At 64.9% G+C, this 26,573-nt stretch carries 25 protein-coding genes, 1 other RNA gene and 1 riboswitch; of the genes, 12 read left to right on the forward strand and 14 right to left on the reverse strand.

The genetic code is table 11. The annotated features are described in order from the left end of the window. Positions 1-54: 54 nt before the first annotated feature. Complete coding sequence (xsc, locus tag AVO45_RS15275; protein ID WP_068348544.1) at positions 55-1,830, reverse strand: sulfoacetaldehyde acetyltransferase; 1,776 nt, start codon at positions 1,828-1,830, stop codon at positions 55-57. Positions 1,831-1,959: 129 nt separating this feature from the next. Further along, complete coding sequence (pdxR, locus tag AVO45_RS15280) at positions 1,960-3,420, reverse strand: MocR-like pyridoxine biosynthesis transcription factor PdxR (RefSeq protein ID WP_068348546.1); 1,461 nt, start codon at positions 3,418-3,420, stop codon at positions 1,960-1,962. Between the two features lie 140 nt (positions 3,421-3,560). Between pdxR and AVO45_RS15285 the strand changes: the two genes are divergently transcribed. Then, positions 3,561-3,869 (forward strand): ArsR/SmtB family transcription factor, encoded by a 309-nt coding sequence (locus tag AVO45_RS15285; RefSeq protein ID WP_068348549.1) that lies wholly within the window; start codon positions 3,561-3,563, stop codon positions 3,867-3,869. Continuing rightward, on the forward strand, positions 3,862-4,893 hold the full coding sequence (locus AVO45_RS15290; RefSeq protein WP_068348552.1) for a permease: 1,032 nt from the start codon (positions 3,862-3,864) through the stop codon (positions 4,891-4,893). Before AVO45_RS15285 ends, AVO45_RS15290 begins: the two co-directional genes overlap by 8 nt. A 53-nt stretch (positions 4,894-4,946) precedes the next feature. Here AVO45_RS15290 and AVO45_RS15295 read toward each other — a convergent pair whose 3' ends face one another. Beyond that, positions 4,947-5,336, reverse strand: a complete 390-nt coding sequence (locus AVO45_RS15295; protein WP_068348555.1) for a hypothetical protein — start codon at positions 5,334-5,336, stop codon at positions 4,947-4,949. 190 nt (positions 5,337-5,526) lie between these two features. Next, a complete protein-coding gene (locus AVO45_RS15300) occupies positions 5,527-6,288 on the reverse strand; it encodes a DUF1013 domain-containing protein (protein ID WP_068348559.1) in 762 nt (253 codons plus the stop codon). A 129-nt stretch (positions 6,289-6,417) separates the two neighbouring features. Between AVO45_RS15300 and AVO45_RS15305 the strand changes: the two genes are divergently transcribed. Further along, positions 6,418-7,047 carry a ribonuclease T2 family protein gene (locus tag AVO45_RS15305; RefSeq protein ID WP_068348562.1) on the forward strand — a complete coding sequence of 210 codons (630 nt, stop codon included), beginning with the start codon at positions 6,418-6,420 and terminating at the stop codon, positions 7,045-7,047. Positions 7,048-7,050: 3 nt separating this feature from the next. Here AVO45_RS15305 and AVO45_RS15310 read toward each other — a convergent pair whose 3' ends face one another. The 4 genes from AVO45_RS15310 to AVO45_RS15325 all read right to left on the reverse strand — a co-directional run bounded on the left by AVO45_RS15310 (position 7,051) and on the right by AVO45_RS15325 (position 10,475). Beyond that, positions 7,051-7,539: a hypothetical protein gene (locus AVO45_RS15310; RefSeq protein ID WP_068348730.1), complete on the reverse strand. Its 489-nt coding sequence runs from the start codon at positions 7,537-7,539 to the stop codon at positions 7,051-7,053. Positions 7,540-7,643: 104 nt separating this feature from the next. Beyond that, positions 7,644-8,237 carry a recombination mediator RecR gene (gene recR, locus AVO45_RS15315; RefSeq protein ID WP_068348565.1) on the reverse strand — a complete coding sequence of 198 codons (594 nt, stop codon included), beginning with the start codon at positions 8,235-8,237 and terminating at the stop codon, positions 7,644-7,646. Between the two features lie 61 nt (positions 8,238-8,298). Beyond that, positions 8,299-8,643, reverse strand: coding sequence for a YbaB/EbfC family nucleoid-associated protein (locus tag AVO45_RS15320; protein WP_068348568.1), 345 nt, complete (start codon positions 8,641-8,643; stop codon positions 8,299-8,301). 68 nt (positions 8,644-8,711) lie between these two features. Beyond that, the gene (locus tag AVO45_RS15325) at positions 8,712-10,475 is read right to left on the reverse strand and encodes a DNA polymerase III subunit gamma/tau (protein ID WP_068348571.1); all 1,764 of its coding nucleotides are present in this window, start codon (positions 10,473-10,475) and stop codon (positions 8,712-8,714) included. 170 nt (positions 10,476-10,645) lie between these two features. On the opposite strand from AVO45_RS15325, the gene AVO45_RS15330 reads away from it, so the two are divergent. Beyond that, positions 10,646-11,149, forward strand: coding sequence for a protein-tyrosine phosphatase family protein (locus AVO45_RS15330; protein ID WP_068348575.1), 504 nt, complete (start codon positions 10,646-10,648; stop codon positions 11,147-11,149). Between the two features lie 35 nt (positions 11,150-11,184). Here the strand turns inward: AVO45_RS15330 and AVO45_RS15335 are convergent, their stop codons facing one another. Further along, entirely contained in the window at positions 11,185-11,589 is a 405-nt protein-coding gene (locus AVO45_RS15335) for a hypothetical protein (protein WP_068348578.1), read from the reverse strand. 86 nt (positions 11,590-11,675) lie between these two features. After that, positions 11,676-11,884: riboswitch (cobalamin riboswitch) on the reverse strand. 17 nt (positions 11,885-11,901) lie between these two features. Beyond that, complete coding sequence (locus tag AVO45_RS15340) at positions 11,902-12,465, reverse strand: TetR/AcrR family transcriptional regulator (RefSeq protein ID WP_068348581.1); 564 nt, start codon at positions 12,463-12,465, stop codon at positions 11,902-11,904. Between the two features lie 85 nt (positions 12,466-12,550). On the opposite strand from AVO45_RS15340, the gene AVO45_RS15345 reads away from it, so the two are divergent. Further along, entirely contained in the window at positions 12,551-13,426 is an 876-nt protein-coding gene (locus tag AVO45_RS15345) for an alpha/beta hydrolase family protein (protein ID WP_068348584.1), read from the forward strand. Positions 13,427-13,453: 27 nt separating this feature from the next. Here the strand turns inward: AVO45_RS15345 and ffs are convergent. Together ffs and AVO45_RS15355 are read right to left on the reverse strand one after the other, a co-directional pair. Next, positions 13,454-13,552: signal recognition particle sRNA small type (gene ffs, locus AVO45_RS15350), an RNA gene on the reverse strand. Between the two features lie 39 nt (positions 13,553-13,591). Continuing rightward, positions 13,592-15,475, reverse strand: coding sequence for a bifunctional 2',3'-cyclic-nucleotide 2'-phosphodiesterase/3'-nucleotidase (locus AVO45_RS15355; RefSeq protein WP_068348587.1), 1,884 nt, complete (start codon positions 15,473-15,475; stop codon positions 13,592-13,594). A gap of 189 nt (positions 15,476-15,664) precedes the next feature. On the opposite strand from AVO45_RS15355, the gene nudC reads away from it, so the two are divergent. Then, positions 15,665-16,648 carry an NAD(+) diphosphatase gene (gene nudC / locus AVO45_RS15360; protein WP_068348590.1) on the forward strand — a complete coding sequence of 328 codons (984 nt, stop codon included), beginning with the start codon at positions 15,665-15,667 and terminating at the stop codon, positions 16,646-16,648. Between the two features lie 35 nt (positions 16,649-16,683). Then, positions 16,684-17,151 carry an SRPBCC family protein gene (locus AVO45_RS15365; protein ID WP_068348593.1) on the forward strand — a complete coding sequence of 156 codons (468 nt, stop codon included), beginning with the start codon at positions 16,684-16,686 and terminating at the stop codon, positions 17,149-17,151. 21 nt (positions 17,152-17,172) lie between these two features. Here the strand turns inward: AVO45_RS15365 and AVO45_RS15370 are convergent, their stop codons facing one another. Further along, positions 17,173-18,006 carry a prephenate dehydratase gene (locus AVO45_RS15370; protein ID WP_068348596.1) on the reverse strand — a complete coding sequence of 278 codons (834 nt, stop codon included), beginning with the start codon at positions 18,004-18,006 and terminating at the stop codon, positions 17,173-17,175. Between the two features lie 120 nt (positions 18,007-18,126). Here AVO45_RS15370 and AVO45_RS15375 point away from each other — a divergent pair, with 120 nt between their 5' ends. The 5 genes from AVO45_RS15375 to AVO45_RS15395 all read left to right on the forward strand — a co-directional run bounded on the left by AVO45_RS15375 (position 18,127) and on the right by AVO45_RS15395 (position 24,488). Continuing rightward, positions 18,127-18,633: a c-type cytochrome gene (locus AVO45_RS15375; protein ID WP_068348600.1), complete on the forward strand. Its 507-nt coding sequence runs from the start codon at positions 18,127-18,129 to the stop codon at positions 18,631-18,633. A gap of 171 nt (positions 18,634-18,804) precedes the next feature. Next, on the forward strand, positions 18,805-20,712 hold the full coding sequence (locus AVO45_RS15380; RefSeq protein ID WP_068348603.1) for an extracellular solute-binding protein: 1,908 nt from the start codon (positions 18,805-18,807) through the stop codon (positions 20,710-20,712). Between the two features lie 9 nt (positions 20,713-20,721). Then, entirely contained in the window at positions 20,722-21,807 is a 1,086-nt protein-coding gene (locus AVO45_RS15385) for a microcin C ABC transporter permease YejB (RefSeq protein WP_068348605.1), read from the forward strand. Beyond that, positions 21,808-22,914, forward strand: coding sequence for an ABC transporter permease (locus AVO45_RS15390; RefSeq protein ID WP_068348608.1), 1,107 nt, complete (start codon positions 21,808-21,810; stop codon positions 22,912-22,914). After that, complete coding sequence (locus AVO45_RS15395) at positions 22,911-24,488, forward strand: ABC transporter ATP-binding protein (RefSeq protein WP_068348611.1); 1,578 nt, start codon at positions 22,911-22,913, stop codon at positions 24,486-24,488. The genes AVO45_RS15390 and AVO45_RS15395 overlap by 4 nt, the downstream gene beginning before the upstream one ends. Before the next feature lie 43 nt (positions 24,489-24,531). Here AVO45_RS15395 and AVO45_RS15400 read toward each other — a convergent pair whose 3' ends face one another. Further along, positions 24,532-26,460, reverse strand: a complete 1,929-nt coding sequence (locus AVO45_RS15400) for an elongation factor G (protein ID WP_068348614.1) — start codon at positions 26,458-26,460, stop codon at positions 24,532-24,534. Between the last annotated feature and the right edge of the window lie 113 nt (positions 26,461-26,573).

The following is a 26,573-nucleotide window of genomic DNA, read 5'->3' on the forward strand; positions in this document are numbered from 1 at the left end:
CAAGCGACCAGGGCTGGCGCGGCGCAATGACACGCGCGCCAGCCTTCGACCGGGTCAGACGGTCTGCGGTTTCATGTCCGCCTTGTCGATGCCGGCGACCTGAACCGGTTTCTTCATGGCGTCGCGGCGGAACGGCTCGCCCAGTTCCTGGTTGATCATGGCTTCGATCAGGGTGGTGATGCCGTTCTTCTGATCCTCGATTGCCTGCTTCAGCGCCTCGGTCAGTTCGTCCATGGTGCGGGCGACGACGCCTTTCAATCCGCAGGCCTTTGCGATGCCGGCATAGGATACGTCGGTGTCCAACTCGGTGCCCACGAAGTTGTCGTCGAACCACAGGGTCGAGTTGCGCTTTTCCGCGCCCCACTGGTAGTTGCGGAACACGATCTGGGTGATGGCGGGCCATTCCTCGCGGCCGATGGCGGTCAGCTCGTTCACCGCGATGCCGAATGCGCCGTCGCCGGCAAAGCCCACGACCGGCACGTCCGGGCAGCCGATCTTGGCGCCGACGATGGCCGGCAGGCCATAGCCGCAGGGGCCGAACAGGCCCGGCGCCAGGTATTTGCGGCCCGCCTCGAAGGACGGGTAGGCGTTGCCGATGGCGCAGTTGTTGCCGATGTCCGAGCTGATGATCGCCTCTTTCGGCAGCGCGGCCTGAATGGCGCGCCAGGCCATGCGGGGGCTCATCCAGTCGGGCTTGGCGGCACGGGCGCGCTCGTTCCAGGTGGTGCCCGGGTCGTCGTCCTCGTGGTCCATGCTGCTCAGCTGCTGGGCCCAGCGGGACTTCTTCTCGGAGATCTTTGCCTTGCGTTCTTCGCGGCCCTCGTCGCCCGCGGTATCGCTCAGCTGGTTCAGGATGCCATTCGCCACCTTGGCGGCATCACCCACGATGCCCACGGTGACCTTCTTGGTCAGGCCGATCCGGTCGGGGTTGATGTCGACCTGGATGATCTTGGCATCGGCCGGCCAGTATTCCATGCCATAGCCCGGCAGGGTCGAGAACGGGTTCAGGCGGGTGCCGAGGCACAGCACCATGTCGGCCTCCTTGATCAGCTCCATCGCCGCCTTGGACCCGTTGTAGCCCAGCGGGCCGGCAAACAGAGGGTGGCTGCCGGGGAAGGCGTCGTTGTGCTGATAGCCCACGCAGACCGGCGCATCCAGACGCTCGGCCAGCGCCTTCGACGCCTCGATCCCGCCCTTGGACAGAACCACGCCGGCGCCGTTCAGGATCACCGGGTTCCTGGCGTTCGACAGCAGCTCGGCCGCCTGCGCCACGGCGGTTTCACCGCCCGAGGGGCGCTCGAACTCGACGATGGCAGGCAGTTCGATGTCGATCACCTGGGTCCAGAAATCACGCGGGATGTTGATCTGGGCCGGGGCGCTGGCGCGCCTGGCCTTCATGATCACGCGGTTCAGAACCTCGGCCACGCGCGACGGGTCGCGGACCTCTTCCTGATAGGCGACCATGTCCTCGAACAGCTTCATCTGCTCGACTTCCTGGAAGCCGCCCTGGCCGATGGTCTTGTTGGCGGCCTGCGGGGTAACCAGCAGCAGCGGCGTGTGGTTCCAGTAGGCGGTTTTGACGGCGGTGACGAAGTTGGTGATGCCGGGGCCGTTCTGGGCGATCATCATCGACATCTTGCCGGTGGCGCGGGTGTAGCCGTCGGCCATCATGCCGGCGCTGCCTTCATGGGCGCAGTCCCAGAACATGATCCCGGCCTTGGGGAACAGGTCCGAGATCGGCATCATGGCCGAGCCGATGATCCCGAACGCGTGTTCGATGCCATGCATTTGCAGCGTTTTTACAAAGGCTTCTTCGGTCGTCATCTTCATGAGAAGGCACTCCAGGCAAACAGTGTTGAGCCCGAAACAGGTGTTCGGGATGTTTGAATCCGGTTTAGGCGGAAGGGCGGGGGCGGCGTTAGGGCCAGACCTGCCAGCCGGGTAGGTCCAGATTTCGGGTCAGGCCGAGTCGATCGCCTTCGCGATGATTTCGATGCCCGGCGCGATGCGGTCGGTGGCGATCGACGAATAGCCCAGCCGGTAGTAGTTGCGGGGCTTGTCCGGGCCGGAAAAGAAGGGCTCTCCGGGCTCGATGTGAACGCTCTGCTTCTGCAGGTCGCTGGCCAGAGCCGTCGTGTTCACATGCTCCGGCGCCTTCATCCACAGGGACGAGCCGCCATAGACGCCCCGCCCCGCGATGGTCAGGTCGTTTTTGCAGTTGGCGTCTTCGATGGCCTTGCGCCGTTCCAGCAGGGCCTTGGACATGCGGCGGATCTGCGCGTCGTAGTGGCCCAGCGACAGGAAATAGGCGGCCGTGCGCTGGATGTGGCCCGGTGGGTGGCGCAGAACCAGCGAGCGCAGCGCGCGCGCCTCGCGGATGAAGGGTTCCGAGCCCACCATGTAGCCCAGCCGCAACCCCGGAAACAGCGACTTGGAAAAGCTGCCCACATAGATCACCCGTCCATCCCGGTCGAGCGATTTCAGCGCAGGCGACGGCGCGCCGAGAAAGGCCATCTCGAATTCATAGTCATCCTCGACGATCATGGCGTCGATGTCCCTTGCCCTGCGCAATAGCTCGTGGCGGCGGGCCACCGGCATCGTCGCGGTGGTGGGGCATTGGTGACTGGGCGTCGTGAAGATCACGTCGGTGTCGTCGGGGATGGAACCCGGCGGCAGGCCATCGGCATCCACCTGCAGGGGCGCCACCTGGCATTTCGAAGGCACGAGCAATTCGCGCAGGGCGTAATAGCAGGGGTCCTCGATGGCAGCCTTGCGGCGGCGGTTGAGCAATATCCGCGAGGCCAGCCACAGGGCGTTCTGCGCGCCCAGCGTGATCAGGATTTCCTCGGGCCGGGCCGTGATGCCGCGCCGGGGCAGGGTGTGGCGGGCGATGAACTCGATCAGCAGGGGGTCGTCCTGGTCGACGTAATCCGCTGTCAGAGAGGCAAAGTCCTTGTGTCCCAGCGCGCGCACCGCGCAGAGCCGCCAGTTGGCGTGATCGAACAGGGTCGGGTCGGCCTGCCCGTAGATGAACGGGTATCGAAAATCGCGCCAGTTCGGGGGCTTGCGCAGCACGTCGCCGCCTCGGAAGCTGCGGGCGATCGCCCGGTCCCAGTCCACGGTTTCCTCGCCGCGCTGGATCGGGGTGTAGGTCGGTGGCACCGGGGCGTTCTCGGAAACGTAATAGCCCGAGCGCCCCTTGGCCACGAGGTAGTCATTGGCCAGCAATTCGGTATAGGCCAGCGTGACGGTGATCCGGCTGACCCCCAGATGCGCGGCCAGCTTTCGCGACGAGGGCAGCTTTTCCCCGACATGAAACCGGCCCGACAGGATGCCCTCGGCAATCATCTGCTGGATCTGCGCCTGCAGCGTCCCTTGCCCGTCCGGCTTGAGAAAAAACGTGTCTACCGAGATCCCCATTCCCCCAACATAGATTGGACTCAACCCGGGGGCAATCTGGACTTACGACGGATTGCGGCTGCGTCACGTCATTTTGCGTTTGACATTCCATGCCTATAAAACCATAAAACTAGAAATCTAGATAAATAGAGGATTCGAAAATGTGGGAAACGGCGGCGGCAGGATTTGCCGCGATGGGGTCCGAGGCACGGTTGCAGGTTCTGAAAACCCTCGTGCGCGCGGGCGAGGCCGGGCTGACGGTGGGCGAGATCCAGGAGCGCACGGGGATCGCGCCCTCGACGCTGGCGCATCACCTGAAGTTCCTCGCGGCCGGCGGGCTGGTCGAGCAGGAAAAGGCCGGGCGCAGCACCATCAACCGGGCGCGGTTCGACGAGTTGAGAAACCTCGCGGAATTCATTCTGGGCGAATGTTGCGCGGATGCAGAGAAAAGGGCGGCAAACGATGGCTGAACTGACACAAAACCCAAGCCGTGCCGGAAAGGCCGCGCTGGACTATCTCAAGACCCCTTGGGCGGTCGTCGTGGCCCTGCTGATCGCGGTGGCGGTTCTGGATCCGGGCAACTGGACGACCGTCGTCACCTTTGCCGCACGGGCGCTGGCGCATACCAGCCAGTACATCCTGTTTGCGGTGCTGCTGCTGGCCTATCTCAAGGCGACGGGGGCCGAGGTGATGGTCGCGCGCGCCTTTGAGGGGCGCGAAACCCGAATGATCGTTCTGGCCGCGCTATTCGGCGGGCTGGCGCCGTTCTGTTCCTGCGAGGTGATTCCGTTCATCGCCGGCCTGCTGGCCCTTGGCGCGCCGTTGTCGGCGGTCATGGCCTTCTGGCTCAGTTCGCCGCTGATCGACCCGCCGACCCTGCTGATCACGGCCGGGGCCCTGGGCTGGCCCTTTGCCATCGGCAAGGCGGTGGCGGCCGTGGCGCTGGGTCTGTTCGGTGGTTTCACCGTCAAGGCGCTGATGGGGCACGGGGCCTTTGCCCAGCCGCTGCGGGAATACAAGCCCGCCGGATGCTGCGGCTGTGGATCGAAAAAGCCCGACCAGCCGCACTGGCGGTTCTGGCAGGAGCCCGAGCGCCGGGCGCGGTTCCGGGCCGAGTTCGTGCATAACGGGCTGTTCCTGCTGAAATGGCTGGCCCTGGCCTATGTGCTCGAGGCGCTGCTGGTCAGCTATGTTCCGGCGGATCTGATCGCGGGTGTCGTCGGTGGCGAGGGGCTCTTGCCGATCGCGACGGCTGCGCTGGTCGGGATGCCGGCCTACCTGAACTCCTATGTCGCGCCGCCGCTGCTGGCGGGCTTGATGGAGCAGGGGATGACAGCGGGCGCGGCGATGGCCTTCATGGTGGCCGGGGCGGTCAGTTCGATCCCGGCGATGGCGGCGGTCTGGTCGCTGGTCAAACCGCGCGTCTTCTTGACGTATCTGGGTCTGGGCATCAGCGGTGCGATCATCGCCGGCGTGATGTTCCAGATGTTGTGACAGACGGCCCGTCCGGGACAACCCCGGGCGGGCTGTTCAACGTCCTGGTTTCTTCAGCTCACGCCGCAATATTTCGGCAGCTTCAGCCGGTACCGTGGCTTGCCGCTGTCAACATAGACCCGTTTCTCGACACAGGCGGTCGTGCCGACCGTTTTCGCGACCGGCCCTTCGGTCGAGGTGATCGAGGTCGCGGACCCGTCCGGCAGGCGGACGGACACGATGATGCCTTTGTTCAGATCACCGTTGATGGGCGTTTCGGACAGCACGGGAACGGTCAGAAACGCCTCGTGCTTGTGTTCTCCATCGCCGCCCATGAACAGCAACCCCGCGACGATCGCGAGCATCCCAAGAACGGCCAGAACGACCAGGCCCTTGGTCTGAAAGAACGCATAGACGGAAACGGCCCGGTGCGAGCCGATCAGTTTCGACAGTATGTCCAGCATGGGAACCTGCAGATATCTTGGTAAGTCGCTCGGCGGTAGCCGGGCGCTGAAACGGTAATTAGCGAGGAACGTGGCCCGCGTCCACCGCCTTGCGGCGCTAGGGCGCAGGCCGACGCGAAGTCCTGCCGGTGGATGGACGAAAAAAACCCGGCCGCAGGGGCCGGGTTCAGTCGGTTCTTTCCGTCAGGTTTCAGAAACGCGGATCCTCGTCCTCGTCTTCTTCGGCGCCGCCCTTGGGCAGGTTGAAGAAGCTGTCGGCGTCGATCTCCGGCTCCTTGTCTTCTTCGGCCTCGTCGTTCTCGGACAGCGAGAAGGTTTCCAGCCCTTCGATGGCCGTCGGGATCTTGGGGGCGGCGTCCATTTCCAGCGACTGCTCGGTCGAGACCAGCTTGCGGCGCTCGTCATCGCTCATCACGCCACCTTCGGCGGCCTTCTTGGCGGCGGCCTTCTGCACGGCGGCATCCAGCTCGGACTGTTTGCACAGACCCAGCGCGACCGGGTCGATCGGCTGCATGTTGGAAATGTTCCAGTGGGTGCGTTCGCGGATCGACTGGATGGTCGGCTTGGTGGTGCCCACCAGTTTCGAGATCTGGCCGTCGGACAGCTCGGGGTGGAATTTGACCAGCCACAGGATCGCGTTCGGGCGGTCCTGACGCTTGGACAGCGGGGTATAGCGCGGGCCGCGACGCTTTTCCTCGCCGGCGGCGGCCGGGTTGAACTTGAGCTTCAGCTTGTGCAGCGGGTCCTTCTCCGCCTTCTCGATCTCTTCCTGAGTCAGCTGGTTGTTGGCGATCGGGTCGAACCCCTTGACGCCTGCGGCCACGTCGCCATCCGCGATGCCCTGAACTTCCAGCTCGTGCATGCCCACGAAATCCGCGATCTGTTTGAAGCTGATCGTGGTGTTGTCCACCAGCCACACGGCGGTCGCCTTGGCCATCAGGGGTTTTGCCATGAGCCTGTCTCCTTTGAATACATCTGTCCCGTCGCCGGAATTCGGCTGCCCCAAGGATCGGGGCGGGTTTCCGTTGTCGGGGAACTCGGGCTGTATATAGTCGCGCCAGGCCAAGAAGGGAAGAGGCGAATGCGTTGGGTGATCTTGTGGCTGCTGAGTGCCGTCGCGGCCGTGGCCGATGGCGAGACGGCGGGCGCGTTCGACTATTACGTTCTGTCGCTCAGCTGGTCGCCCAACTGGTGCGCGCGCGAAGGCGATGCGCGCGGGTCCGATCAGTGCGATGCGCGGCATGACCACGGCTGGATCCTGCATGGGCTATGGCCGCAATACCATCAGGGTTGGCCCGCCTTCTGCCGCACGCCCGAGGCGCCCCCCTCGCGCGCCATGACCCGCGAAATGGAGGATATTCAGGGCAGTTCCGGCCTGGCCTGGCACCAGTGGAAAAAGCACGGCACTTGCTCGGGGCTGAGCGCCGCCGACTATTTCAGGCTGTCGCGCGAGGCCTATGCGCGCGTCAACCGCCCGGCGGTGTTCCGTCAGCTGGAGCAATCGGTTCAGCTGCCGGCGCGGGTGGTCGAAGAGGCGTTCATCGAGGCCAACCCGGGGCTGGAGCGCGACATGATCACCGTGACCTGCCGGCAGGGCTATATAGAGGAAGTGCGCATCTGCCTGTCGCGTGATCTGGACCCGGTGCCATGCGGGCGCGACGTGGTCCGCGACTGCACCGCCACGGACGCATTGTTCGATCCGATTCGCTGAGGCTCAGAGTTTCCTGTTCTGGCAGTCGCGGGCGTAATCCAGCGCCTTTGCGGTGCCCTTGAGGTCGATGGCCATCACGCGTTGACCGGCGGGGTTGTAGACGGTCATCGTCCTGCGCTGGGCGATGGCGTTGACGAAATTGCGGTCGGTAAAGAACACGGTCGCGCCGGGAACCCGGTTCAGGTGAAAGCCGATCGCGGTGGCGTCGAATGTCTCACCGTCCAGGTCAAAGCGGATCGGGTAGGCCTTGCCGTCCTCCACTTCGCCCCAGGCCTTGTTGAACACGGTGAAATAGCCGCGGTTTCCGTTGGCGTCATAGCCCAGGCGCACGACCGAGAGATCCTGATAGACGGTCTGGATCAGGCACCCGTTGCCCATCGCCGGATCCATCATGATGTTCCAGCCCTCGACGAAACCCTTGTCCACGAGTTCCTGCGCCCATCCGGCGGTGGCGGTCAGCGTGGCGAGGGCAAATGCAAACAGTCGGTTCATCATGCGAAACTCCGGAATGAAATCATCATTCCCGTTTCTATCGCAATGTTGTCCGGCGCGGAACGAATTAAAGCGGCCGGCCCGCTTGTAGTTTGCCGCGGCAGCTACATTTCCTTACGCGCCCGCAGCGCGGCGGTGATGGTGCCGTCATCCAGGTAGTCCAACTCGCCCCCGATGGGCACGCCCTGCGCCAGCGAGGTCAGGCGCACGCGGCCCTGGAGTTCATCGGCGATGTAGTGGGCCGTGGTCTGGCCATCGACCGTGGCGCTCAGGGCAAGGATCACCTCGGTGATCCCCTCGGCCTCGATCCGGTCCCTGAGGCGGGGGATCCGCAATTCCTCGGGGCCGACGCCATCCAGCGCCGAGAGGGTGCCGCCGAGAACGTGATAGCGCCCCTTGAACACCCCGGCGCGTTCCATCGCCCAGAGGTCGGCCACGTCCTCGACCACGCACAGCTCGCCGGTGGCGCGGTCTTCGGAGTTGCAGATCTCGCAGATGTCCGAGGTGCCGACATTGCCGCAGTTGAGACATTCGCGCGCTGTTGCGGCCACCTGCTGCATCGCGTCCGCAAGGGGCGTGAGCAGCAGGGCGCGTTTTCGGATCAGGTGCAGGACCGCGCGACGGGCCGAGCGGGGGCCGAGGCCCGGCAGCTTGGCCATCAGCTCGATCAGGTTGTCGATGTCGGTGTTCGAACTCACGGCCTGTCCTGCGTGGCGCCGGAGGGAGCCTCCGGCGGGAGTATTTTTGAAAAGATGAAGATCAGAAGGGCAGCTTGATGTCCTTGGGGAGCCCCATGCTTTCGGTCAGTTTGGTCATTTCTTCCTGCGACCGTTCGGCGGCTTTGGACTGGGCGTCCTTGATGGCGGCCAGGATCAGGTCTTCGACCACTTCCTTGTCGTCGCCGTTGAAGATCGACGGGTCGATGTCCAGGGCCTTGAGCTCGCCCTTGGCTGACGCGGTCGCCTTGACCAGGCCGGCGCCGGCTTCGCCGGTGACCATGATGTTGTTCAGGTCTTCCTGCATCTGGGTCATCTTGGCCTGCAGTTCCTGAGCGGATTTCATCATCTTGGCCATGTCGCCAAGTCCGCCGAGTCCTTTGAGCATGGGTTTTCTCCTGTATGTCGGTTTGGCGCCTAGATACGGGGCGCACCGCCTTGGCACAAGGGGCAGGATCACTCCTCTTCGAACGGGTCCCACTCGTCCTCGACCTCGGGCAGGGCCTCGGTCTCGACTTTCGAGGCGCGCTCTTCGGGGGTTTCGATCCGGGTGATGCGCGCCTTGGGGAATTGTGCCAGAACCGCCTGCACCAGCGGATGCGCCTCGGCCTCGGCCTTGAGCGCCAGATCGGCGGCGTCGCGGACCTCGGCGATGGTGGGGGCGTCGCCGTCCGAGACAACCGACACGGCCCAGCGGTTGCCCGTCCAGCGTTGCAGGGACGAGCCCAGCCGCTGCGCCAGGTCAGAGGGGGCCTGTTCGGCGGGGGTGAACTCGATCCGGCCGGGCTGGTAGGAGACCAGCCGCACCCCCGTCTCGACATCGACGAGGAGCTTCACGTCGCGATTGGCGCGGATCAGTTCGACCACATGCTCGAAAGTCGGGTAGCGAGCCAGCGCGGCCTGCACATCCTGCGCCAAAGCTGCCGTCGGCGCGCCGCCATTGCCGCGCGGGGCAGGGCTGTAGGCCGGAGCTGGGGGCGCTTCGGCTGTCACGGGCGAGGCACCGTTGCCGGGCGCCGGGATGCCGCCGCCGGGACCGTTCGGCGTCGGCGGGGGGGCGTCCTGCAGGCGGCGGACCAGTTCTTCGGGGCTGGGCAGGTCGGCCACATGGGTCAGGCGGATCACCGCCATTTCGGCAGCCATCATCGCGTTGGGGGCGGCCGCGACCTCTTCCAGCGCCTTGAGCAGCATCTGCCACATCCGGGTCAGCACCCGCATCGGCAGGGCCTCGGCCATCTGCTGCCCCCGCGTGCGCTCGTCGGGCGAAACGGTCGGGTCTTCGGCCGCGTCGGGCGTGATCTTGACCACCGAGACCCAGTGGGTGATCTCGGCCAGATCGCGCAGAACGGCCAGCGGGTCGGCGCCTTCGGCGTATTGCGCGCCCAGTTCGGTCAGGGCCGCCGCCGCATCGCCGCGCAGGATCATGTCCAGCAGGTCCAGCACGCGGCCGCGGTCGGCCAGACCGAGCATGGCGCGGACCTGGTCGGCGGTGGTCTCCCCGGCGCCGTGGCTGATCGCCTGGTCCAGCAGCGAGGTCGCGTCGCGCGCCGAACCCTCGGCCGCCCGCACGATCAGCGCCAGCGCGTCATCGGCGATCTGGGCGCCCTCGGCGGTGGCGATCCTGCGCAGCAGGCCGATCATGTCCTCGGGCTCGATCCGGCGCAGGTCGAAACGCTGGCAGCGGGACAGCACGGTGACCGGAACCTTGCGGATCTCGGTGGTGGCGAAGATGAACTTCACATGCGCGGGCGGTTCCTCGAGCGTCTTGAGCAGCGCGTTGAAGGCGCTGGTCGAGAGCATGTGGACCTCGTCGATGATGTAGATCTTGTAGCGCGCGCTGGCAGCGCGGTAGCGCACGGACTCGATGATTTCCCGGATGTCACCCACGCCGGTGCGGCTGGCTGCGTCCATCTCCATCACGTCGACGTGGCGGCCTTCCATTATCGCCACGCAGTGTTCGCATTTGCCGCAAGGATCGGTCGTGGGGCCGCCGGTGCCGTCCGGGCCGATGCAGTTCATGCCCTTGGCGATGATCCGGGCCGTGGTCGTCTTGCCCGTGCCCCGGATGCCGGTCATGATGAAGGCCTGCGCGATCCGGTCGGCCTCGAACGCGTTTTTCAGCGTCCGCACCATCGCATCCTGACCAACGAGGTCGGCGAAGGTTTCGGGGCGGTATTTTCGGGCAAGGACCTGGTAGGGGGCGGGTGCGGTGTCGGTCATTTCTGCTCTGCCGGATTCGTCTTGGGATGCAGCGTAGTGCCCCGCGCTGCCCGCGTCCACAGCGGGCGGGGGCGATTTTCTTTGGGATTGCGGGCCGGACGGGATAAAACGTCCCGGTTCGCGTATCAGGCTCAGGCTGTGCCCGGGCCGTTTTCAGGAGTGATCGGCGCATGCCCGAGATGGTGATCTACGCCTTGCAGGTCGGCGGAGGGACGCTGGCGATCTGCCCGATGCCGGGGCGCAGCGGCAACTATGCCGAAGATCTGAACACGGTTGCCGCTTGGAAGCCCGGACTGGTGATCTCGATGACCACCGAGGCCGAGATGATCCAGGAGGGCGCGCGCCATTTCGGAACCGACATCCAGGGCCGGGCCAGCCGTTGGGCGCATCTGCCGGTCGAGGATTTCGGCGTGCCGCCGCGCGAGGTTCAGGCGCGGTGGCCGGGTGTGAGCGCCTCGGCGCGGCACGCCCTGTCCGGTGGCGGCCGGGTTCTGATCCATTGCCGGGGCGGTTGCGGTCGGTCGGGCATGGCGGCGCTGCGCCTGATGGTCGAATGCGGCGAAGGCCCCGCCGAAGCCCTGGCGAGGTTGCGGGCCGTGCGCCCCTGCGCGGTCGAGACCGACGCGCAGAAAGAATGGGCCATGCAGGCAAGACGCCCACCGGCCCCACGATAGGGACTCCGGTTCTACCGCGAAATTCCGACTGCGGTTCAGGCGGTTGCGTTGATCGTTGCTTCGGCTGTGTTTCGTTCCGTCGGGATTGCTTCCAGGACGGCGCAGGGTGTTTGGCTTAGCAACCCCGAGGGCATGGCTCTGCCGGCGGGCCGCAGTATCATGTCCACAAAGCGGTTCAGGCGGTCACCGTCGGCGTCGGCATCCACCCCGCAGAAAATCCGGATGCTCTCGTGACTGGCTTCGAACCGGGCCGCGCAACCGGCCGGGCAGTGAGCCAGCTCGCTGCTGCCGGCAATCTCGAAATCCTCGGCGGTCACCGGGGCGGCTGCGGCCATCGCCTGCGCCAGTTTCTCGGCCATTCGGGCAAGCGCCGGGCAGTGCTCGCCGGTCTTCTGGCATACGGTTGCCGTGAACAGATGGGTTTGGGTCTTCCAGATCATGATGCGCCCTCCGCGCGCCGGGCAGAGGGGATGGAGGGGAAGAGCAGCCTGGCTGTCTGACCCACCCCGGACACCCCGCCCGAGTTCGAGTTTCAGTTCCGATGGCAGGTCTCCTGACTTGCGGGTCGCAGCTTTGCCGACCTTCCCAGCCTTTCGGCCAGTGGTGTTCCGGCATTGCTCTCCGCCTACAGTTGCGGGGGCAGTCGCGGCATTGGCCCGGATGGGCCGCACCGTGTTCCCTTTTCATCCCGGCCGAGGAATCGTCGGCGCGGGAACCATCACCCAAGGGCTATCGGGTTGTGGGGGCCAGCGTCAATCGGTTTTCGCCGCGGGCAGCTTGCCGGGCAGCGCGCGCAGCACGTCCGAGCTCTGCCGCGCCCGGGCCAGTTGCCAGCCGCCTTGCAGCAGGATGAACAGTGTGTCGGCGGTTTCTTCGGGTGCTGGGAGGCCAAAGCGACGCGCGTGGTGGGTCACTTCGGAAATCCAGCCTTTGTAGAGGTGATAGGCGTGGTCGCGAAAGCTGGTGTTGTCCGGCCCCTCGAACAGGGTGGCCGAGATCGGGCAGGTGTCCCACCGGCCCGACTTGTCGAACAGCTTGGCGATCTTGTGGCAGAGGGTCTCGACCCCCTCCATGAAACTGTCCGCCGGCTCGAATGAGGCGGCGATCATCCGCAGCATCCCGTCCGAGGCCCAGGTCGCCGCGGCAATGGCCAGATCGGATTTTCCGTTGGGGAAATGGTGGTAGAGCGACCCTTTGGGCGCATCCGCCGCCGCCAGAAGTTCGGACAGGCCCACGCCGTGATAGCCCGACCGCTGGAACAGTTCGGCGGCGGTTCGGATCAGGCGGTCTTTGGTCGGCAAAGGACGTTCGGTCATTTGCCTTCATTATTGACACGGCTAGACCGATTGGTCCAGTGAGGAGGAGTGGACTGATTGGTCTAGGGCTGCGCAGGAGGGCGCCATGTTGGACAGTCAGGGCGGTGTGTTGGTCGAGGATTTCCGGTTCCCGTCGGGACCGGCGGAGTTGTCGGCGCGGCTTTACCGCCCGGCCGGAGACCCAACGGTCGCCGTTGTTCTGAACGGGGCCACCGGGGTTCCGCGCGACTATTACGCCCATTTTGCCCGCTGGCTGGCGGCCGAGCGCGGCATGGCCTGCCTGACCTATGACTACCGGGATTTCGGCCATTCCCTGACGGGGAAACTGAAGGATTCGCCCGTCAACATGGCGGATTGGGCGCTGACCGACATGCCTGCGGCGCGGGCCGAGACGCGGCGGCGGTTTCCGGACCTGCCTCTGTGGGTCATCGGCCATTCGGTGGGCGGAATGCTGGGGCCCTTGCAGCCGGGAATCGAAGAGATCGAACGCATGATCTGCGTCTGTTCGGGGTTGGTGCATCACGCCGACCACCCCTGGCCCTACCAGGCGCTGGCCCGCCTGTTCTGGTTCGGGCATGTGCCGCTGCTGGTGCGCGTCGCGGGCTATCTGCCGGGCCGACTGGTGGGGTTTGGCGCCGATCTGCCGCCCAGGGTCTATTGGCAGTGGCGCAAGTGGTGCACTTCGCGCAAGAGCTACCTGCCCGAGGCCGGTGTCAGTCTTCCTGCCGCGGACTGGAGCCGGTCCGGCGCCCCGGTGGACATGATCGCCTTTCCCGACGATCAGGTGATCCCGCCGAAATGCGTGTGGCGTCTGGCCGAGGTCTATGGCGAACAGGCGCGCAGGCGCGAGCTGGACCCCAAGTCATTCGGGCTGAAAAGCGTCGGCCATCTGGGCGCATTCACGCGGCGCAACGCGGCGGTCTGGCCGGCATTGATCGGCGAGCAGATCGGCGCGGGCTGAAACCGCACCAGCAAGGCATTTCGGGAAAGGTGAGAGGTTGGACATCGACCCAAGCGGGACTCGTTGTGGCTGCTTCCTTCCGGACCTGACCAGGTTGGCGAGGCGCTTGCCCGCGCCAACCTCTCAAGCGCCGATATAAGCAGCGCAACGCGGAAAGACAACCCGTCAGAGCGTCAGCCGGATTTGCAGGAAACCTTCGGTGTCCGTTCCCAGCGGAACCGGCTTCAGAGCCGCAATGTCACCGAGGTATCGGCGGGCATCCGGCCCGGTGCGCAGGATCACCTGCGTTCCCCCCAGATCGGCGAATCTCCAAGGCGGTGGGGTTTGTTCCAAAGGATCTTTCGGCCGACGCCCGGCGATGTAGTCACGCAGGATCTCCTGAATGCGGATGGGTGGGAGATCAACGGCTTCGGCCCCGGCCAGTGCCGCGAAGTGGCCTCCGCCGCTGGCCCGGTAGTTGTTGAGCGCGACGACAAAATGCTGCTCGTCGCACAGTGGCTGCCCGTTCCAGGTCAGGTGGTCGATTCTGTTGTGGTCTGGCGCGATCAGGCTGCCATCCAGCCGGAAACGGGCTGGGCCGGATGGGTCGATCGCGTATTCCAGCCCGTGCAGAACGTCGAAATTGTGCCCGGCGCGGCTGGGGTCGATCAACGCGGAGTCGCGGCTGCCCGGCTTGATCCGATTGAACAGGCAGGCCGACATTTCCAGCCAGTCGCGAATCTGCCTGCCCGAGACGATCACGGCGCGCAGTTCATTGGGAAAGACGTGCAGGTCGGCGACGTGGCGCATCGACATCTCTCCGGCCGGCACGTCGGTATAATGTCGCGGTCCGGCCCGCCCGCCGAATTTCGAGGGCGCCGTGGCGGACAGCAGCGGCAGTTCGGCCTCGGATCTGCCTTCGAGAAATCCACGCAGGGCCGCCGCCTGCGCCGCCGCCACCAGAGCCAGTCCGCGATCCGGCGCGCAGAAGCTGAAATAGCTGTGCAGCGGCGTCGTGGTCCGGCCGACGGGTTTTCGCATCTGAATACGCGTCGCCGCATGGCCTTTTGCGAAAACTTTCGTCAGCTGTGGGTCTTCGGAAACCGTCGGTTGGGGAATGCCGGTCTGGTCTCGTCCGTAGATGGCGCGCAATGCGCTGCAACTTTCGGTGACCCGCAAGCGATCATGGGCGCTTCGCGTCAGGGTCAGGTCGATCACGCCAAGATGCGACCCGGCCGAGCCCGGCATCACGACCGGTTTCCCGTGAACCTTGCCGGTCGTCTGCTCGACTTGTCTCAGCCCTTCGTGGCCCTTTCCCGGAAGCGTCAAGTGGGTATGCCCTGCGACAATGGCATCGATGGCGTCGATTGCCGCCAGCGGCACGACCGCGTTTTCGAGACCCGGTCGAGCCATCTCGGTGCTCAGACCGGAATGAGCCAGGGCGATGACCACGTCACAGCCTTGTTGCCTCAGGTCATGCGCGGTGGCTTCCGCGGTCTCGAGAATATCCGAGACCTCGGCCACCCCGTCGAGGTGATGGGCTGCCCATTGTGTCGTCTGCGGCGGAAGCACCGACAAGACCCCGACACGGATCGGAACCGGCTGCCCCTCGGCCTGCAGCGTCCGGTTCAGGATCAGGCTGGGCTGCCACGGTGCGCGGCTGCCAATCAACCGCATGTTCGAGCACAAAACCGGGCAGGGGGACTGTGCAAGAATCTCCTCCAACTTTCCGAGCCCAAACTCGAAGTCATGGTTGCCGAGGCCGACCGCATCATAACCGAGCAGGTCAAAGGCCTGCATCAGCGGGTGCCTGTCGGTGGTCTGTTCGGCGGCCCAGTCGCCCAAGGCGGTGCCCTGCAGCGAATCTCCGTTGTCGACGAGCAGGGTCTGCCATCCCAGGCTTTCGGCCTCGCGGCGCGCCGCGCGGATCAGTTGCGCCGTGCGCGTCAGGCCGACCGTGGGATCGGGGCGGTCGGCGTAATAGTCGAACCCCGTCAGGTTCATGTGCAGATCGGTCGTGGCCAGAAGCCTCAGGCGTGCGGTCCGAGCATCGGCTGGCGGGTTTTCCATCTGGATGTCAGGCGCTCCGCATTCTTCCTGTGATTGTCTTACGGTAAATCGGAGATCGCATAAAGGGAGCGCGGGCAGTTTCCCGCGATTTGGCCGGGCGTGGCCTGCTTTCGGATTGCCGCGCATATCGCCATTGCACTGAAGGGCCAGCCGTGGCAGCCCTGTTGCCGAAACAGGCAGAGGGCGGGCATGAGACGTGCGGAACAGGTGACTTTTGGCGGATCGGGTCTGGATCGCGCGGCGCATGTCCGGGGTGACGAAGCCGCGCTGGCGGCGGCCAGGGCGCATCCCAAGGCGGCCTGCGTGGTCCTGTGGCGGGGCAAGATTCTGGTGCAGGGCGACAGGCTGGACCGGCTGTTCCTTGTGCCGATGGCGCACGACCTGATTCAGCAAGGGCCGGGCGGGGTTATTGTCGAGCCCATATTCCTGGGGCTTGCGGATGATGCCTCGCCGCTTTTTGCCACGGACATTTCGTCATGGGACCCGGAAGGGCAGGATGTGTCCGGTGTCGGGGCCTTCGTGGACCGGACCGAGCAGCAGCACCCCGACCTGCCCGAAGGCCACGTCTTTGCCGAGCTCCGCCGGATCATGACGCGCCTCGGCGCGCGTGATGCGGAACTGGCGGCGACGGCCAAGGCGATCATCGGCTGGCATGAAACGCACAAGTTCTGCGCCCGGTGCGGTGCGCAGAGTGAAATCTCGCAGGCCGGCTGGCAACGCAGCTGCCGCTCCTGCGGCGGCCAGCATTTCCCGCGCACCGATCCCGTGGTGATCATGCTGATCACCCATGGTGACAAGGTGCTGATGGGGCGCTCGCCGGGCTGGCCCGAGGGGATGTATTCACTGCTGGCCGGTTTCGTCGAACCGGGCGAGACGCTCGAGGCGGCGGTGCGCAGGGAGGTCATGGAAGAGGTCGGCGTGCCCGTCGGGCAGGTGCGATACCTTGCCAGCCAGCCCTGGCCATTCCCCGCGTCGCTGATGATCGGCTGCGCGGGCGAGGCATTGTCGCGGGATCTGCAAATTGACCCGGTCGAAATCGAAGACGCGATCTGGGTCGGGAAAAGCGAGATGATGCAGGCTTTTGCGGGCGAGCACCCCCGCCTGATGCCGGCGCGCAAGGGGGCGATTGCGCATTTCCTGTTGCGGAACTGGCTTGCCGATACGCTCGACTGACACGAAACTGAGGGGCGGCAGACGGGCAGGGAACAATGCAGATCTCGGCATGGCATGACATCGAGGCCCCGATCGACGCGGTATTCGATCTGTTGTCGGAGTATGAGCGTTTCGAACGCTTCGCCATTCAGCGCGGAATCGAGGTATGCCGGGCCAACCGGGCTGCGCCGGAGTCGGGGGACCTGACCTGGGACACGGTCTTTACGGTTCGTGGCAGGCCGCGACGTGCGCAGGTGGTTCTGAGGCGTTTCGAACCGCCGAACCTGATGCGGTTCGAGGCGACGGGCAAGGGCATCAATGGTGAGACCTTGATCGAGCTACGGGCGCTTTCCCCGCGCCGGACACGGATGAGTGTCGGGCTGTCCCTGTCGGCGAACACCTTTCGGGCGCGCCTGCTGTTGCAGTCGCTGAAACTCGGCCGCGAGCGGCTGCGGCGCAGGTTCCAGTCCGGGCTGGCGCGGCTTTCGGGCTCCATCGAAGAGACCTATGCCAAGTGGGTCTGAAGCCGCCGCAGCCGCGCGGGCCTAGCCGCGCGGCCGCGCGGCGGGATAGACACCCAGGATCTCGACGTTGGTCGTGAAGTGGTCCAGCTCGTCCATCGCCAGCTTGACGTTCTCGTCGTCGGGGTGGCCCACGATGTCGGCATAGAACTGCGTCGCCGTGAACGAGCCGTCGATCATGTAGCTTTCCAGCTTGGTCATGTTGACCCCGTTGGTCGCGAAACCGCCCATCGCCTTGTAGAGCGCGGCCGGAATGTTGCGGACCTGGAAGACGAAGCTGGTGATCATGCCATGTTCGCCCCGGCGTGATTCGTCGAATTCTCGGGACATGACCAGAAAGCGGGTCGTGTTGTCGCCACGGTCCTCGATGTGACGTGCGAGAATATCCAGCCCGTAGATCTCGCCCGCCAGTTCGCTTGCCAAGGCGGCGTGGCTTTTCTCGCCGCGCTCGGCCACTTCGCGGGCGGCGCGGGCGTTGTCGGGGCTGACGCGGCCCCGGATGTTGTGCTTGCGCAGGAAACCCTCGCACTGGGGCAGCAGGACGAGATGCGAATGCGCCTCTTTTATGTCCTCCAGCCGGGCGCCGGGCACCGCCAGAAGGTTGATGTGCACACGCACGAAGGCTTCGTCGATGATGTGCAGGCCGCTGTGCGGCAACAGGCGGTGGATGTCGGCGACCCGCCCATAGGTCGAGTTCTCGACCGGCAGCATGGCCAGATCGGCCTCGCCCGAGCGCACCGCCTCGATCACGTCCTCGAAGGTCCGGCACGGCAGGGCCTCCATGTCGGGCCGCGCGTTGCGGCAGGCCTCGTGGCTGTAGGCGCCGGGCTCTCCCTGAAAGGCGATGCGATTGGTCATAGGGTCGTATCCGTGCAACAAGTTTTCGATTTGGGCGTTTAGTCGCGGTGTCTATACCTTGCCTCTTGCGAGGGGAAGCCTTAGACACCCGCGCAGACAGTTGAAATGGACTCGCGAGCAATGTTCGACACGATGACAGTTACCAAGGCCGCAGCCGGCCTGTTTGGCGCCCTTCTGGCGTTTCTTCTGGCCAAGTGGGCGGCCGAGGTGATCTTCCATGTGGAGGCGCATGGCGACCCCTCTTACGTGATCGAGGTGGCCGACGCCGGTGGCGAAGCCGAGGAAGAAGCCGAGGTGAGCTTTGAAGAGCTGCTGGCCCAGGCCGACGTGGAAAAAGGCGCCAAGGTCTTCAAGAAATGTGCAGCCTGCCACAAGCTGGAAGAGGGCGCGAACGGCACTGGCCCGTATCTCTACGGCGTCGTGGGCCGCCCGGTGGCCTCTGCCGCGGGCTTCGGCTATTCGTCGGCGATGCAGGAGCACGGCGGCGAATGGACCCCCGAGGCGCTGGACGAGTTCCTGGCCAAGCCGAGCGCGGCCGTGCCGGGCACCTCGATGAGCTTTGCCGGTCTGAAAAAGGTCACCGACCGGGTCAACCTGATCGCCTATCTCGACAGCCTGGACGACTGATCCCGACCTGACCGGAACAAGACAAAGCCGCTGCCCTGATGCAGCGGCTTTTTTCATGCGCGAAGGGATCTTCACGGAAGGTTCACTTAATCTAAACTTGAATCTGCGGCCGCTGGACCTTTAGCTAGCGGCAACAAGATCAACAAAGACACAGCACCGGAGGAAGAGCACATGAGATCGCCGCGCGCCCGAGCCTGCGCCCGCACACTGGATACGAGGTCATGGGCGGCGGTGCTGTTCTGGGCGTTTTTCGCGATGTTCGCGCTGCTCGCCACGCAATCGCGGGCCGAAGAGAAGATCGTCAAGAGCCACGGGTTCTCGGAATTCGGCGATCTCAAATATCCCGAAGGGTTTGCCCATTTCGACTATGTGAATCCCGACGCCCCAAGGGGCGGAGAGCTGTCCTATGCCGCGCAGGGCACCTTCGACAGTTTCAACCCGTTCACCCGGCAGGGCCGGGCGGGTGCGCGGTCGGCGGACCAGTATGAAAGCCTCCTCTACCCGTCCTATGACGAACCCGCCTCCTATTACGGGCTCTTGGCCGAAAGCCTGGAATATCCCGAAAGCCAGGAGTGGGTGATCTTCAGCCTGCGCCCCGAGGCGCGGTTTTCCGACGGCACGCCGGTCACCGCCGAGGATGTGGTCTTTTCCCACGAGATCCTGCTGGATCAGGGCCTCAAGTCCTATGCCGACGCGGTGCGCAAGCGCATTCCCAAGGCCGAGGTTCTGGATACCCATCGGGTGAAGTTCTACTTTGCCCCCGACATTCCGCGCCGCGCCCTGATCACGCAGGTGGGTGGCACGCCGGTGTTTTCCAAGAAATGGTTCGAGGCGGACCCGGAAAACCGCCGCATCGACAAGCCGCGGATGGAGCCGGGGGTGGGCTCGGGGCCTTACGTTCTGCACAGCTACGACATCAACCGGCGGATCGTCTACAAGCGCAACCCGGACTATTGGGGCGACCATGTGAACGTCAACGTGGGGCGCCACAACTTCGACACCACCCGTATCGAGTATTTCAGCGACTCGATCGCCGCGATGGAGGGGTTCAAGGCCGGCACCTTCACCCTGCGGCAGGAGAACAACTCGAAAAGCTGGGCCACCGCCTATGATTTTCCCGCCGTCGCCAATGGCCACGTGATCAAGGCCGAACTGCCCGACGGCGACGTGCCCCCCGCCAGCGGTTTCGTGATGAACCTCGACCGTCCGCAGTTTCAGGACATCCGGGTGCGGCAGGCGGTGCAGCTGGCCTTCAACTTCGAATGGACCAATGAAAGCCTGCAATACGGCCTGTTCCAACAGCGCCATTCCTTCTGGCAGGGCACGCATCTCGAGGCCAGGGGCCTGCCCGAGGGGCGCGAGCGCGAAGTGCTGGAAAGCCTCGGGGATGCCTTGGACCCGGCGGTTCTGACCGAGGAACCGGTCATGGCGCACACATCCAGCCCCAAGCGGCCCAATGACCGGCGCAACCTGCGCAAGGCAATGAAACTGCTGGACGAGGCGGGCTGGGCCGTCGGCGACGACGGCGTTCGCCGGAATGCGCAGGGCGAAGTTCTGCGCATCGAGTTTTTGTCCGACCAGCCCACGCTTGACCGGATCATCCAGCCCTACGTCGACAACCTGCGCGCCATGGGGATCGACGCGATCTACAACCGGGTGGACAACGCCCAGTTCACGCTGCGCCGCCGCGACCGGGATTTCGACATGATGGTGGCGGGCTACAACATGTCGCTGCAGCCCTCGACCGGCCTCTACCAGCAGTTCGGATCCGAGGCCGCGTCCTATTCGGTGTTCAACCCCGCCGGTGTGCACGGCCCCGATATCGAGCCGCTGATCGACAATATCGTGGCGGCGAAAGAGGCCGAGGAGTTGCAGGCCAATGTTCGGGCACTGGACCGGGTGCTGCGGGCCAAGCGGTTCATGGTGCCTACCTGGTATCTGGGCAAATACTGGGTGGCCTACTGGAACATGTATGAATATCCCGAAAACCTGCCGCCCTATGCGCTGGGCGTCGAGGACCTGTGGTGGATCAATGCCGAGAAAGAAGCGGCGTTGAAAGCCTCGGGCGCGTTGAGGTAAGCCGCCCTCATGGGAGCCTATATTCTACGACGCCTGTTGCTGGTGATCCCCACGCTGCTGGGGATCATGATCATCAACTTCACGCTGGTGCAGTTCGTGCCCGGCGGCCCGGTCGAGCAGATCATCGCCCAGATGGAGGGCAGCGGTGACGTGTTCGAGGGCATCGCCGGCGGTGGCGGCGACATCGAGCGCCAGTCCGGCGGCGCCAGCGAGCGCTATGTCGGCGCGCGCGGATTGCCGCCGGAATTCATCAAAGAGCTCGAGCGCGAGTTCGGTTTCGACAAGCCGCCGCTCACCCGGTTCCTGAACATGATGGGCAACTACCTGACGCTGGATTTCGGCGAGAGCTATTTCCGCTCGATCAGCGTGGTCGATCTGGTGCTGGAAAAGATGCCGGTGTCGATCTCGCTGGGGCTGTGGTCGACGCTGATCGCCTATCTGGTTTCGATCCCCCTGGGCATCCGCAAGGCGGTCAAGGACGGCTCGACCTTCGACACCTGGACAAGCGGCGCCATCATCGTGGCCTACGCGATTCCCGGTTTCCTGTTCGCGATCCTGCTGCTGGTGCTGTTCGCGGGCGGGTCCTACTGGCAGATCTTCCCGCTGCGGGGGCTGACCTCGGACAACTGGGACAGCCTGTCGCTGGGCGGCAAGATCCTCGACTATTTCTGGCACATCACCCTGCCGGTCGTGGCCTCGACCATCTCGGCCTTCGCGACCCTGACGCTGCTGACCAAGAACTCGTTTCTGGACGAGATCAAGAAACATTACGTGATGACCGCCCGCGCCAAGGGGCTGAGCGAACGCAGGGTGCTGTATGGCCATGTGTTCCGCAACGCGATGCTGATCGTGATCGCGGGCTTCCCGGCGGTGTTCATCGGCGTCTTCTTCTCGGGCTCGATCATCATCGAGACGATCTTTTCGCTGGACGGCCTCGGCCGGCTGGGCTTCGAGGCGGCCGTGGCGCGCGACTATCCGGTGATCTTCGGCACGTTGTTCATCTTCGGCCTGATGAGCCTCGTCGTCGGCATCCTGAGCGACCTGATGTATGTGCTGGTCGATCCGCGCATCGATTTCGAAAGCCGGGAGGGGTAGATGGCGCTGTCACCGCTCAACCAGCGCCGCTGGCGCAACTTCCGCCGCAACGGCCGCGCCTTCTGGTCGCTGATCATCTTTTCGGTGCTGTTCGGCATCTCGCTCTTTGCCGAGTTCATCGCCAATGACAAGCCGATCCTCGTCAATTACCGGGGCGAGTTCTTTACCCCGATCTTCAACTTCTACCCCGAAACCGCGTTCGGCGGGGATTTCCAGACCGAGGCGATCTATCGCGACCCCGAGGTGCAATGCCTGATCGCCTCGGGCGGGCTGGAGGAGTGTTTCGACGACCCCGAGGGGATACTCGAACAGATCGACGCCGGCACGTTCGAAGCGGACGGGTTCTATCAGGGCTGGGCGATCTGGCCGCCGATCCCCTATTCCTACAGGACCACCGTCGACCGCCCCGGCGCGGCGCCGCTGCCGCCCAACAGCCAGAACTGGCTGGGCACCGACGACACCAAGCGCGACGTGCTGGCGCGGGTGATCTACGGCTTCCGCCTGTCGATCCTGTTCACCCTGATCGTCACCGGCATCGCCAGCCTGATCGGCATCTTCGCCGGGGCCATCCAGGGCTATTTCGGCGGCTGGCTGGACCTCGTGTTCCAGCGCATCATCGAGATCTGGTCCGCGACCCCGTCGCTCTACGTCATCATCATCATGTTCGCGATTCTGGGGCGAAGTTTCTGGCTGCTGGTCGGGCTGATGATCCTGTTTTCCTGGACCGGCCTCGTGGGCGTGGTGCGGGCCGAGTTCCTGCGGGCGCGCAACCTTGAATATGTGCGTGCCGCCAAGGCGCTGGGCGTGGGCAACATGACCATCATGTTCCGCCACATGCTGCCCAACGCGATGGTGGCGACGCTGACCTTCATGCCCTTCATCGTCACCGGCACCATCGGCGGGCTGGCCAGCCTTGATTTCCTCGGCTTCGGCCTGCCATCCTCGGCGCCTTCGCTGGGGGAACTGACCCTGCAGGCCAAGCAGAACCTGCAGGCGCCGTGGCTGGCCTTCACCGCGTTTTTCACCTTTGCCATCATGCTGTCGCTTCTGGTCTTCATCTTCGAAGGCGTGCGCGATGCCTTTGACCCGAGGAAGACGTTCTCATGAGCCTGCTCGAAGTCAGAAACCTCCGGGTCTCGTTCCGGCAGGACGGCCAGGTGACGCAGGCGGTCAGGGGCGTGTCCTTTACCGTGGACCGGGGCGAGACTGTTGCGCTGGTGGGCGAGTCGGGCTCGGGAAAGTCGGTCACGGCGCTGTCCACCGTGTCGCTGCTGGGCGAAAGCGCGACGGTCGAGGGCTCGGTTCTCTATGACGGGCAGGAGATGATCGGTGCCTCGGAAAAGCGGCTGATGGATGTGCGCGGCAATGACATCAGCTTCATCTTCCAGGAGCCGATGACCTCGCTCAACCCGCTGCACACGATCCAGAAGCAGATGGCCGAGTCGCTGGCGCTGCACCAGGGGCTGACCGGCGATGCGGCGCGGGCGCGGATCGTCGAGTTGCTGACCAAGGTCGGCATCCGCGACCCCGAGGAGCGTCTGGACGCCTATCCCCACCAGCTGTCCGGCGGACAGCGGCAGCGTGTGATGATCGCGCTTGCGCTGGCCAACAAGCCCGACATCCTGATCGCGGACGAGCCGACCACCGCGCTGGACGTGACCATCCAGGCGCAGATCCTCGAACTGCTGGCCGAGCTGCAGAAGTCGGAGAACATGGGGATGCTGTTCATCACCCATGACCTGGGCATCGTGCGGCGCATCGCCGACCGGGTCTGCGTGATGAAGGATGGCGAGATCGTCGAAACCGGCGCAACCGCCGAAATCTTCGCCAACCCGCAGCATCCCTACACGCAGAAACTGCTGGCGGCCGAACCCTCGGGCTCGCCCGATCCCGTGCCGGCGGGCGCCGAAGAGATCGCCCGGACAGATCACCTCAAGGTCTGGTTCCCGATCCAGCGGGGGTTCCTCAAGCGCACCGTCGGCCATGTGAAGGCGGTGAACGACGCCACGATCCGCGTGCGCGCGGGCGAGACGCTGGGCATCGTCGGTGAAAGCGGCTCGGGCAAGACCACGCTGGCCCTGGCGCTGATGCGGCTGATTGCCTCCGAGGGCGGGATCACCTTTCGCGGGCAGGACGTCCGCAGCTGGTCCACGCGCGAACTGCGGCGGCTGCGCAAGGACATGCAGATCGTGTTCCAGGACCCGTTCGGAAGCCTCAGCCCGAGGATGACCTGTATGCAGATCATTGCCGAGGGACTGGCCATCCACAAGGTCGACCCGCACCGCGCCCCGCGCGAACTGGTGGCCGAGGTGATGACCGAGGTCGGGCTCGATCCGGAGATGATGGACCGCTATCCGCACGAGTTCTCGGGCGGCCAGCGGCAAAGAATCGCCATCGCCCGCGCCATGGTCCTGCGCCCCAAACTGCTGGTTCTGGATGAACCCACCAGTGCGCTGGACATGACGGTTCAGGTTCAGATCGTCGATCTGCTGCGGGATCTCCAGCGCAAATACGGGCTGGCCTACCTGTTCATCAGCCACGACCTGAAGGTGGTGCGCGCCATGTCGCATCAGGTGCTGGTGATGCGGAACGGGGATGTGGTCGAGACGGGCACGGCCGAGGAGCTGTTCGAGAACGCCAGGACCGACTACACCCGCGAACTGATCGCGGCCGCCGGGTAGGAAACGGCCAAGACCGCGCGAGGGCCTTGGCCGTCTCGCCGGTTCAGGCGTTGGCCACCTGTTCCCGCGTCGCCTTGGGGACCTCTCCGCGCAGCTCTTCATAGTGGTCGAAAGTCAGGTTGACCCATCCCGTCCCGCGCGTGGCGCTGGCGAGCGTCCGGTGCAACTCGTCCTCGGCCACCGCCGGAATGAGAGCGTTGAAGATCTCCCAGCCCGAAATGTTGGGGTTGCCCTCGAAGCCCAGAACCTGCCCTTGCAGCGAACTGATCGTCGGCACCAGGTCGCCCACATAGATCGAGGGCAGATGGATCTCGGCGTGCAGGATCGGCTGCAACACGACCGGCTTGGCCTCGGGCAGCGCCTCGCGCACGGCATTCTTGCCGGCGGTGCGGAAGGCATAGTCGGAACTGTCGACGCTGTGATGCTTGCCGTCCTTCAGCGTCACCTTGACATCGACGACCGGAAAGCCCTGAGGGCCCTGCGCCAGAGCGTCCTGCGCCCCCTGAGCGACCGAGGGGATGTAGTTCTTGGGCACGGCGCCGCCCTTGACCACTTCCTCGAACTGGAACCCCGATCCGCGCGGCAGCGGCTCGACCGCGATCACCACGTCGGCAAACTGCCCGGCACCGCCGGATTGCTTGCGGTGGCGGTGGTGGTGTTCGACCGGCTTCTGGATGGTCTCGCGATAGGCGGTCTGCACAGGCTCGGTCTCGATTTCGATCCCGAAGTCCTCTTCCAGCTTGGCGGCTATGCGCCGCATGTGTTGCGGACCCTGGGTTCCGATGATCGCATGCCCTGTTGCATCGTCCTGGCTCAGGTGCAGGCCGGGGTCGATCTCGGCCAGCCTGGCCAGCGCGTTCGACAGGCGAACGTCGTCGCGTTCATGGGCCGGGGTGACCAGTTGGCGGTATCCCGAGGGGTGCGAGGTGGCCCATTCCGGCAGGGGCGTGGCCTTTTCGGTGTCGTAAAGATTGCCGGGGTTGAGGTGATCGGACTTGACCGCAAGACCGATCTGGCCGGCTTCCAGCGCCGGGATCTGCGTCTTGGCGTCCAGACCCGTCAGGTTGCCGATGGTTTCGCCCCCGAGCGGGTCGTGGTTCTTGATCCCCCGACCCAACCCGCGCAACACGGTGATCTTGCCGATGTGTTTCTTGACATCGGCAAAGCCCGCGACGGCCAGCGCATCGTCGTCTGCCTCGTCACGGTGCGCGGCGATGTCGAACTCGGGCGCCTCGTGCCGCAGGGCCTTCATCAGGCGGGTCAGGCCGTTGCCGTGGCTGGCCGAGCCAAGGCAGGCGGGAATGAGTTGGTGGTTCTGAAGGACCTGGGCGGCCAGATCGTAAATCTCTTCGCTGGGCGGCAGCTTGTCCTCGATCAGCTGCTCCAGCAGGTGGTCGTCGAAATCCGACAGGGTCTCCAAAAGCTCGGCGCGCGCTTCCTGCTCGCGCTCCTCGACCGATTTCGGCAGTTCGATCAGCGCCGAGGGCTGGCCTTCCTGATATTTCCACGCCCGCTCGGAAATCAGGTCCACTGCGCCGATCACCTGGTCGCCTTCGCGGATCGGGACCTGGCGCAGCGCGATGTGATGCGTGCAGTAGGTCTGCAATGCTGCGATGATGTCCCGGATCCGGCCATTCGGATTGTCCATCCGGTTGATGAAGAGGAAACAGGGAATGCCGGCCTCTTCGACCAGCCGAAGGTAGGGTGCGGACAGCACCGCCGCGTCCGGATCCGGCGGGACCACGACCACGGCGGCATCCGAGATGGCCATCGCCGGCCCGACATAGGCCAGCGAGTCGCCGCCGCCATCCACGTCAACCGCGCACCACGGCTCGCCCAAATAAGAAAAACCGTGCAGATGCACGGTTCCGGATACGTCGAATTTGGTTGGGCGGTCGTCGAGGCGGCTGATGGCCTCGACCAGTGTAGACTTGCCCGACTGGCTCGGGCCGAGGACTGTGAAGACGCGCATGGGCTGTCCCTTTCTCTGGTTGCAGTTCCGCTGCACGAAAAGGGTTTGTCGGACGCCAAGACGCCGGCAATGACTGCCTGTATCTCTGCCTGCCTCAGGCGCCGGACGCTGCG

Source organism: Ruegeria marisrubri (assembly GCF_001507595.1).
Lineage (GTDB): Bacteria > Pseudomonadota > Alphaproteobacteria > Rhodobacterales > Rhodobacteraceae > Ruegeria > Ruegeria marisrubri.

What these genes read in the sequence shown, in the direction of transcription:
- xsc (WP_068348544.1), bottom strand. Translation starts at nt 1,830, where the DNA reads ATGAAGATGACGACCGAAGAAGCCTTTGTAAAAACGCTGCAAATGCAT.
- pdxR (WP_068348546.1), bottom strand. Translation starts at nt 3,420, where the DNA reads ATGGGGATCTCGGTAGACACGTTTTTTCTCAAGCCGGACGGGCAAGGG.
- AVO45_RS15285 (WP_068348549.1), top strand. Translation starts at nt 3,561, where the DNA reads ATGTGGGAAACGGCGGCGGCAGGATTTGCCGCGATGGGGTCCGAGGCA.
- AVO45_RS15290 (WP_068348552.1), top strand. Translation starts at nt 3,862, where the DNA reads ATGGCTGAACTGACACAAAACCCAAGCCGTGCCGGAAAGGCCGCGCTG.
- AVO45_RS15295 (WP_068348555.1), bottom strand. Translation starts at nt 5,336, where the DNA reads ATGCTGGACATACTGTCGAAACTGATCGGCTCGCACCGGGCCGTTTCC.
- AVO45_RS15300 (WP_068348559.1), bottom strand. Translation starts at nt 6,288, where the DNA reads ATGGCAAAACCCCTGATGGCCAAGGCGACCGCCGTGTGGCTGGTGGAC.
- AVO45_RS15305 (WP_068348562.1), top strand. Translation starts at nt 6,418, where the DNA reads ATGCGTTGGGTGATCTTGTGGCTGCTGAGTGCCGTCGCGGCCGTGGCC.
- AVO45_RS15310 (WP_068348730.1), bottom strand. Translation starts at nt 7,539, where the DNA reads ATGAACCGACTGTTTGCATTTGCCCTCGCCACGCTGACCGCCACCGCC.
- AVO45_RS15320 (WP_068348568.1), bottom strand. Translation starts at nt 8,643, where the DNA reads ATGCTCAAAGGACTCGGCGGACTTGGCGACATGGCCAAGATGATGAAA.
- AVO45_RS15325 (WP_068348571.1), bottom strand. Translation starts at nt 10,475, where the DNA reads ATGACCGACACCGCACCCGCCCCCTACCAGGTCCTTGCCCGAAAATAC.
- AVO45_RS15330 (WP_068348575.1), top strand. Translation starts at nt 10,646, where the DNA reads ATGCCCGAGATGGTGATCTACGCCTTGCAGGTCGGCGGAGGGACGCTG.
- AVO45_RS15335 (WP_068348578.1), bottom strand. Translation starts at nt 11,589, where the DNA reads ATGATCTGGAAGACCCAAACCCATCTGTTCACGGCAACCGTATGCCAG.
- AVO45_RS15340 (WP_068348581.1), bottom strand. Translation starts at nt 12,465, where the DNA reads ATGACCGAACGTCCTTTGCCGACCAAAGACCGCCTGATCCGAACCGCC.
- AVO45_RS15345 (WP_068348584.1), top strand. Translation starts at nt 12,551, where the DNA reads ATGTTGGACAGTCAGGGCGGTGTGTTGGTCGAGGATTTCCGGTTCCCG.
- AVO45_RS15355 (WP_068348587.1), bottom strand. Translation starts at nt 15,475, where the DNA reads ATGGAAAACCCGCCAGCCGATGCTCGGACCGCACGCCTGAGGCTTCTG.
- nudC (WP_068348590.1), top strand. Translation starts at nt 15,665, where the DNA reads ATGAGACGTGCGGAACAGGTGACTTTTGGCGGATCGGGTCTGGATCGC.
- AVO45_RS15365 (WP_068348593.1), top strand. Translation starts at nt 16,684, where the DNA reads ATGCAGATCTCGGCATGGCATGACATCGAGGCCCCGATCGACGCGGTA.
- AVO45_RS15370 (WP_068348596.1), bottom strand. Translation starts at nt 18,006, where the DNA reads ATGACCAATCGCATCGCCTTTCAGGGAGAGCCCGGCGCCTACAGCCAC.
- AVO45_RS15375 (WP_068348600.1), top strand. Translation starts at nt 18,127, where the DNA reads ATGTTCGACACGATGACAGTTACCAAGGCCGCAGCCGGCCTGTTTGGC.
- AVO45_RS15380 (WP_068348603.1), top strand. Translation starts at nt 18,805, where the DNA reads ATGAGATCGCCGCGCGCCCGAGCCTGCGCCCGCACACTGGATACGAGG.
- AVO45_RS15385 (WP_068348605.1), top strand. Translation starts at nt 20,722, where the DNA reads ATGGGAGCCTATATTCTACGACGCCTGTTGCTGGTGATCCCCACGCTG.
- AVO45_RS15390 (WP_068348608.1), top strand. Translation starts at nt 21,808, where the DNA reads ATGGCGCTGTCACCGCTCAACCAGCGCCGCTGGCGCAACTTCCGCCGC.
- AVO45_RS15395 (WP_068348611.1), top strand. Translation starts at nt 22,911, where the DNA reads ATGAGCCTGCTCGAAGTCAGAAACCTCCGGGTCTCGTTCCGGCAGGAC.
- AVO45_RS15400 (WP_068348614.1), bottom strand. Translation starts at nt 26,460, where the DNA reads ATGCGCGTCTTCACAGTCCTCGGCCCGAGCCAGTCGGGCAAGTCTACA.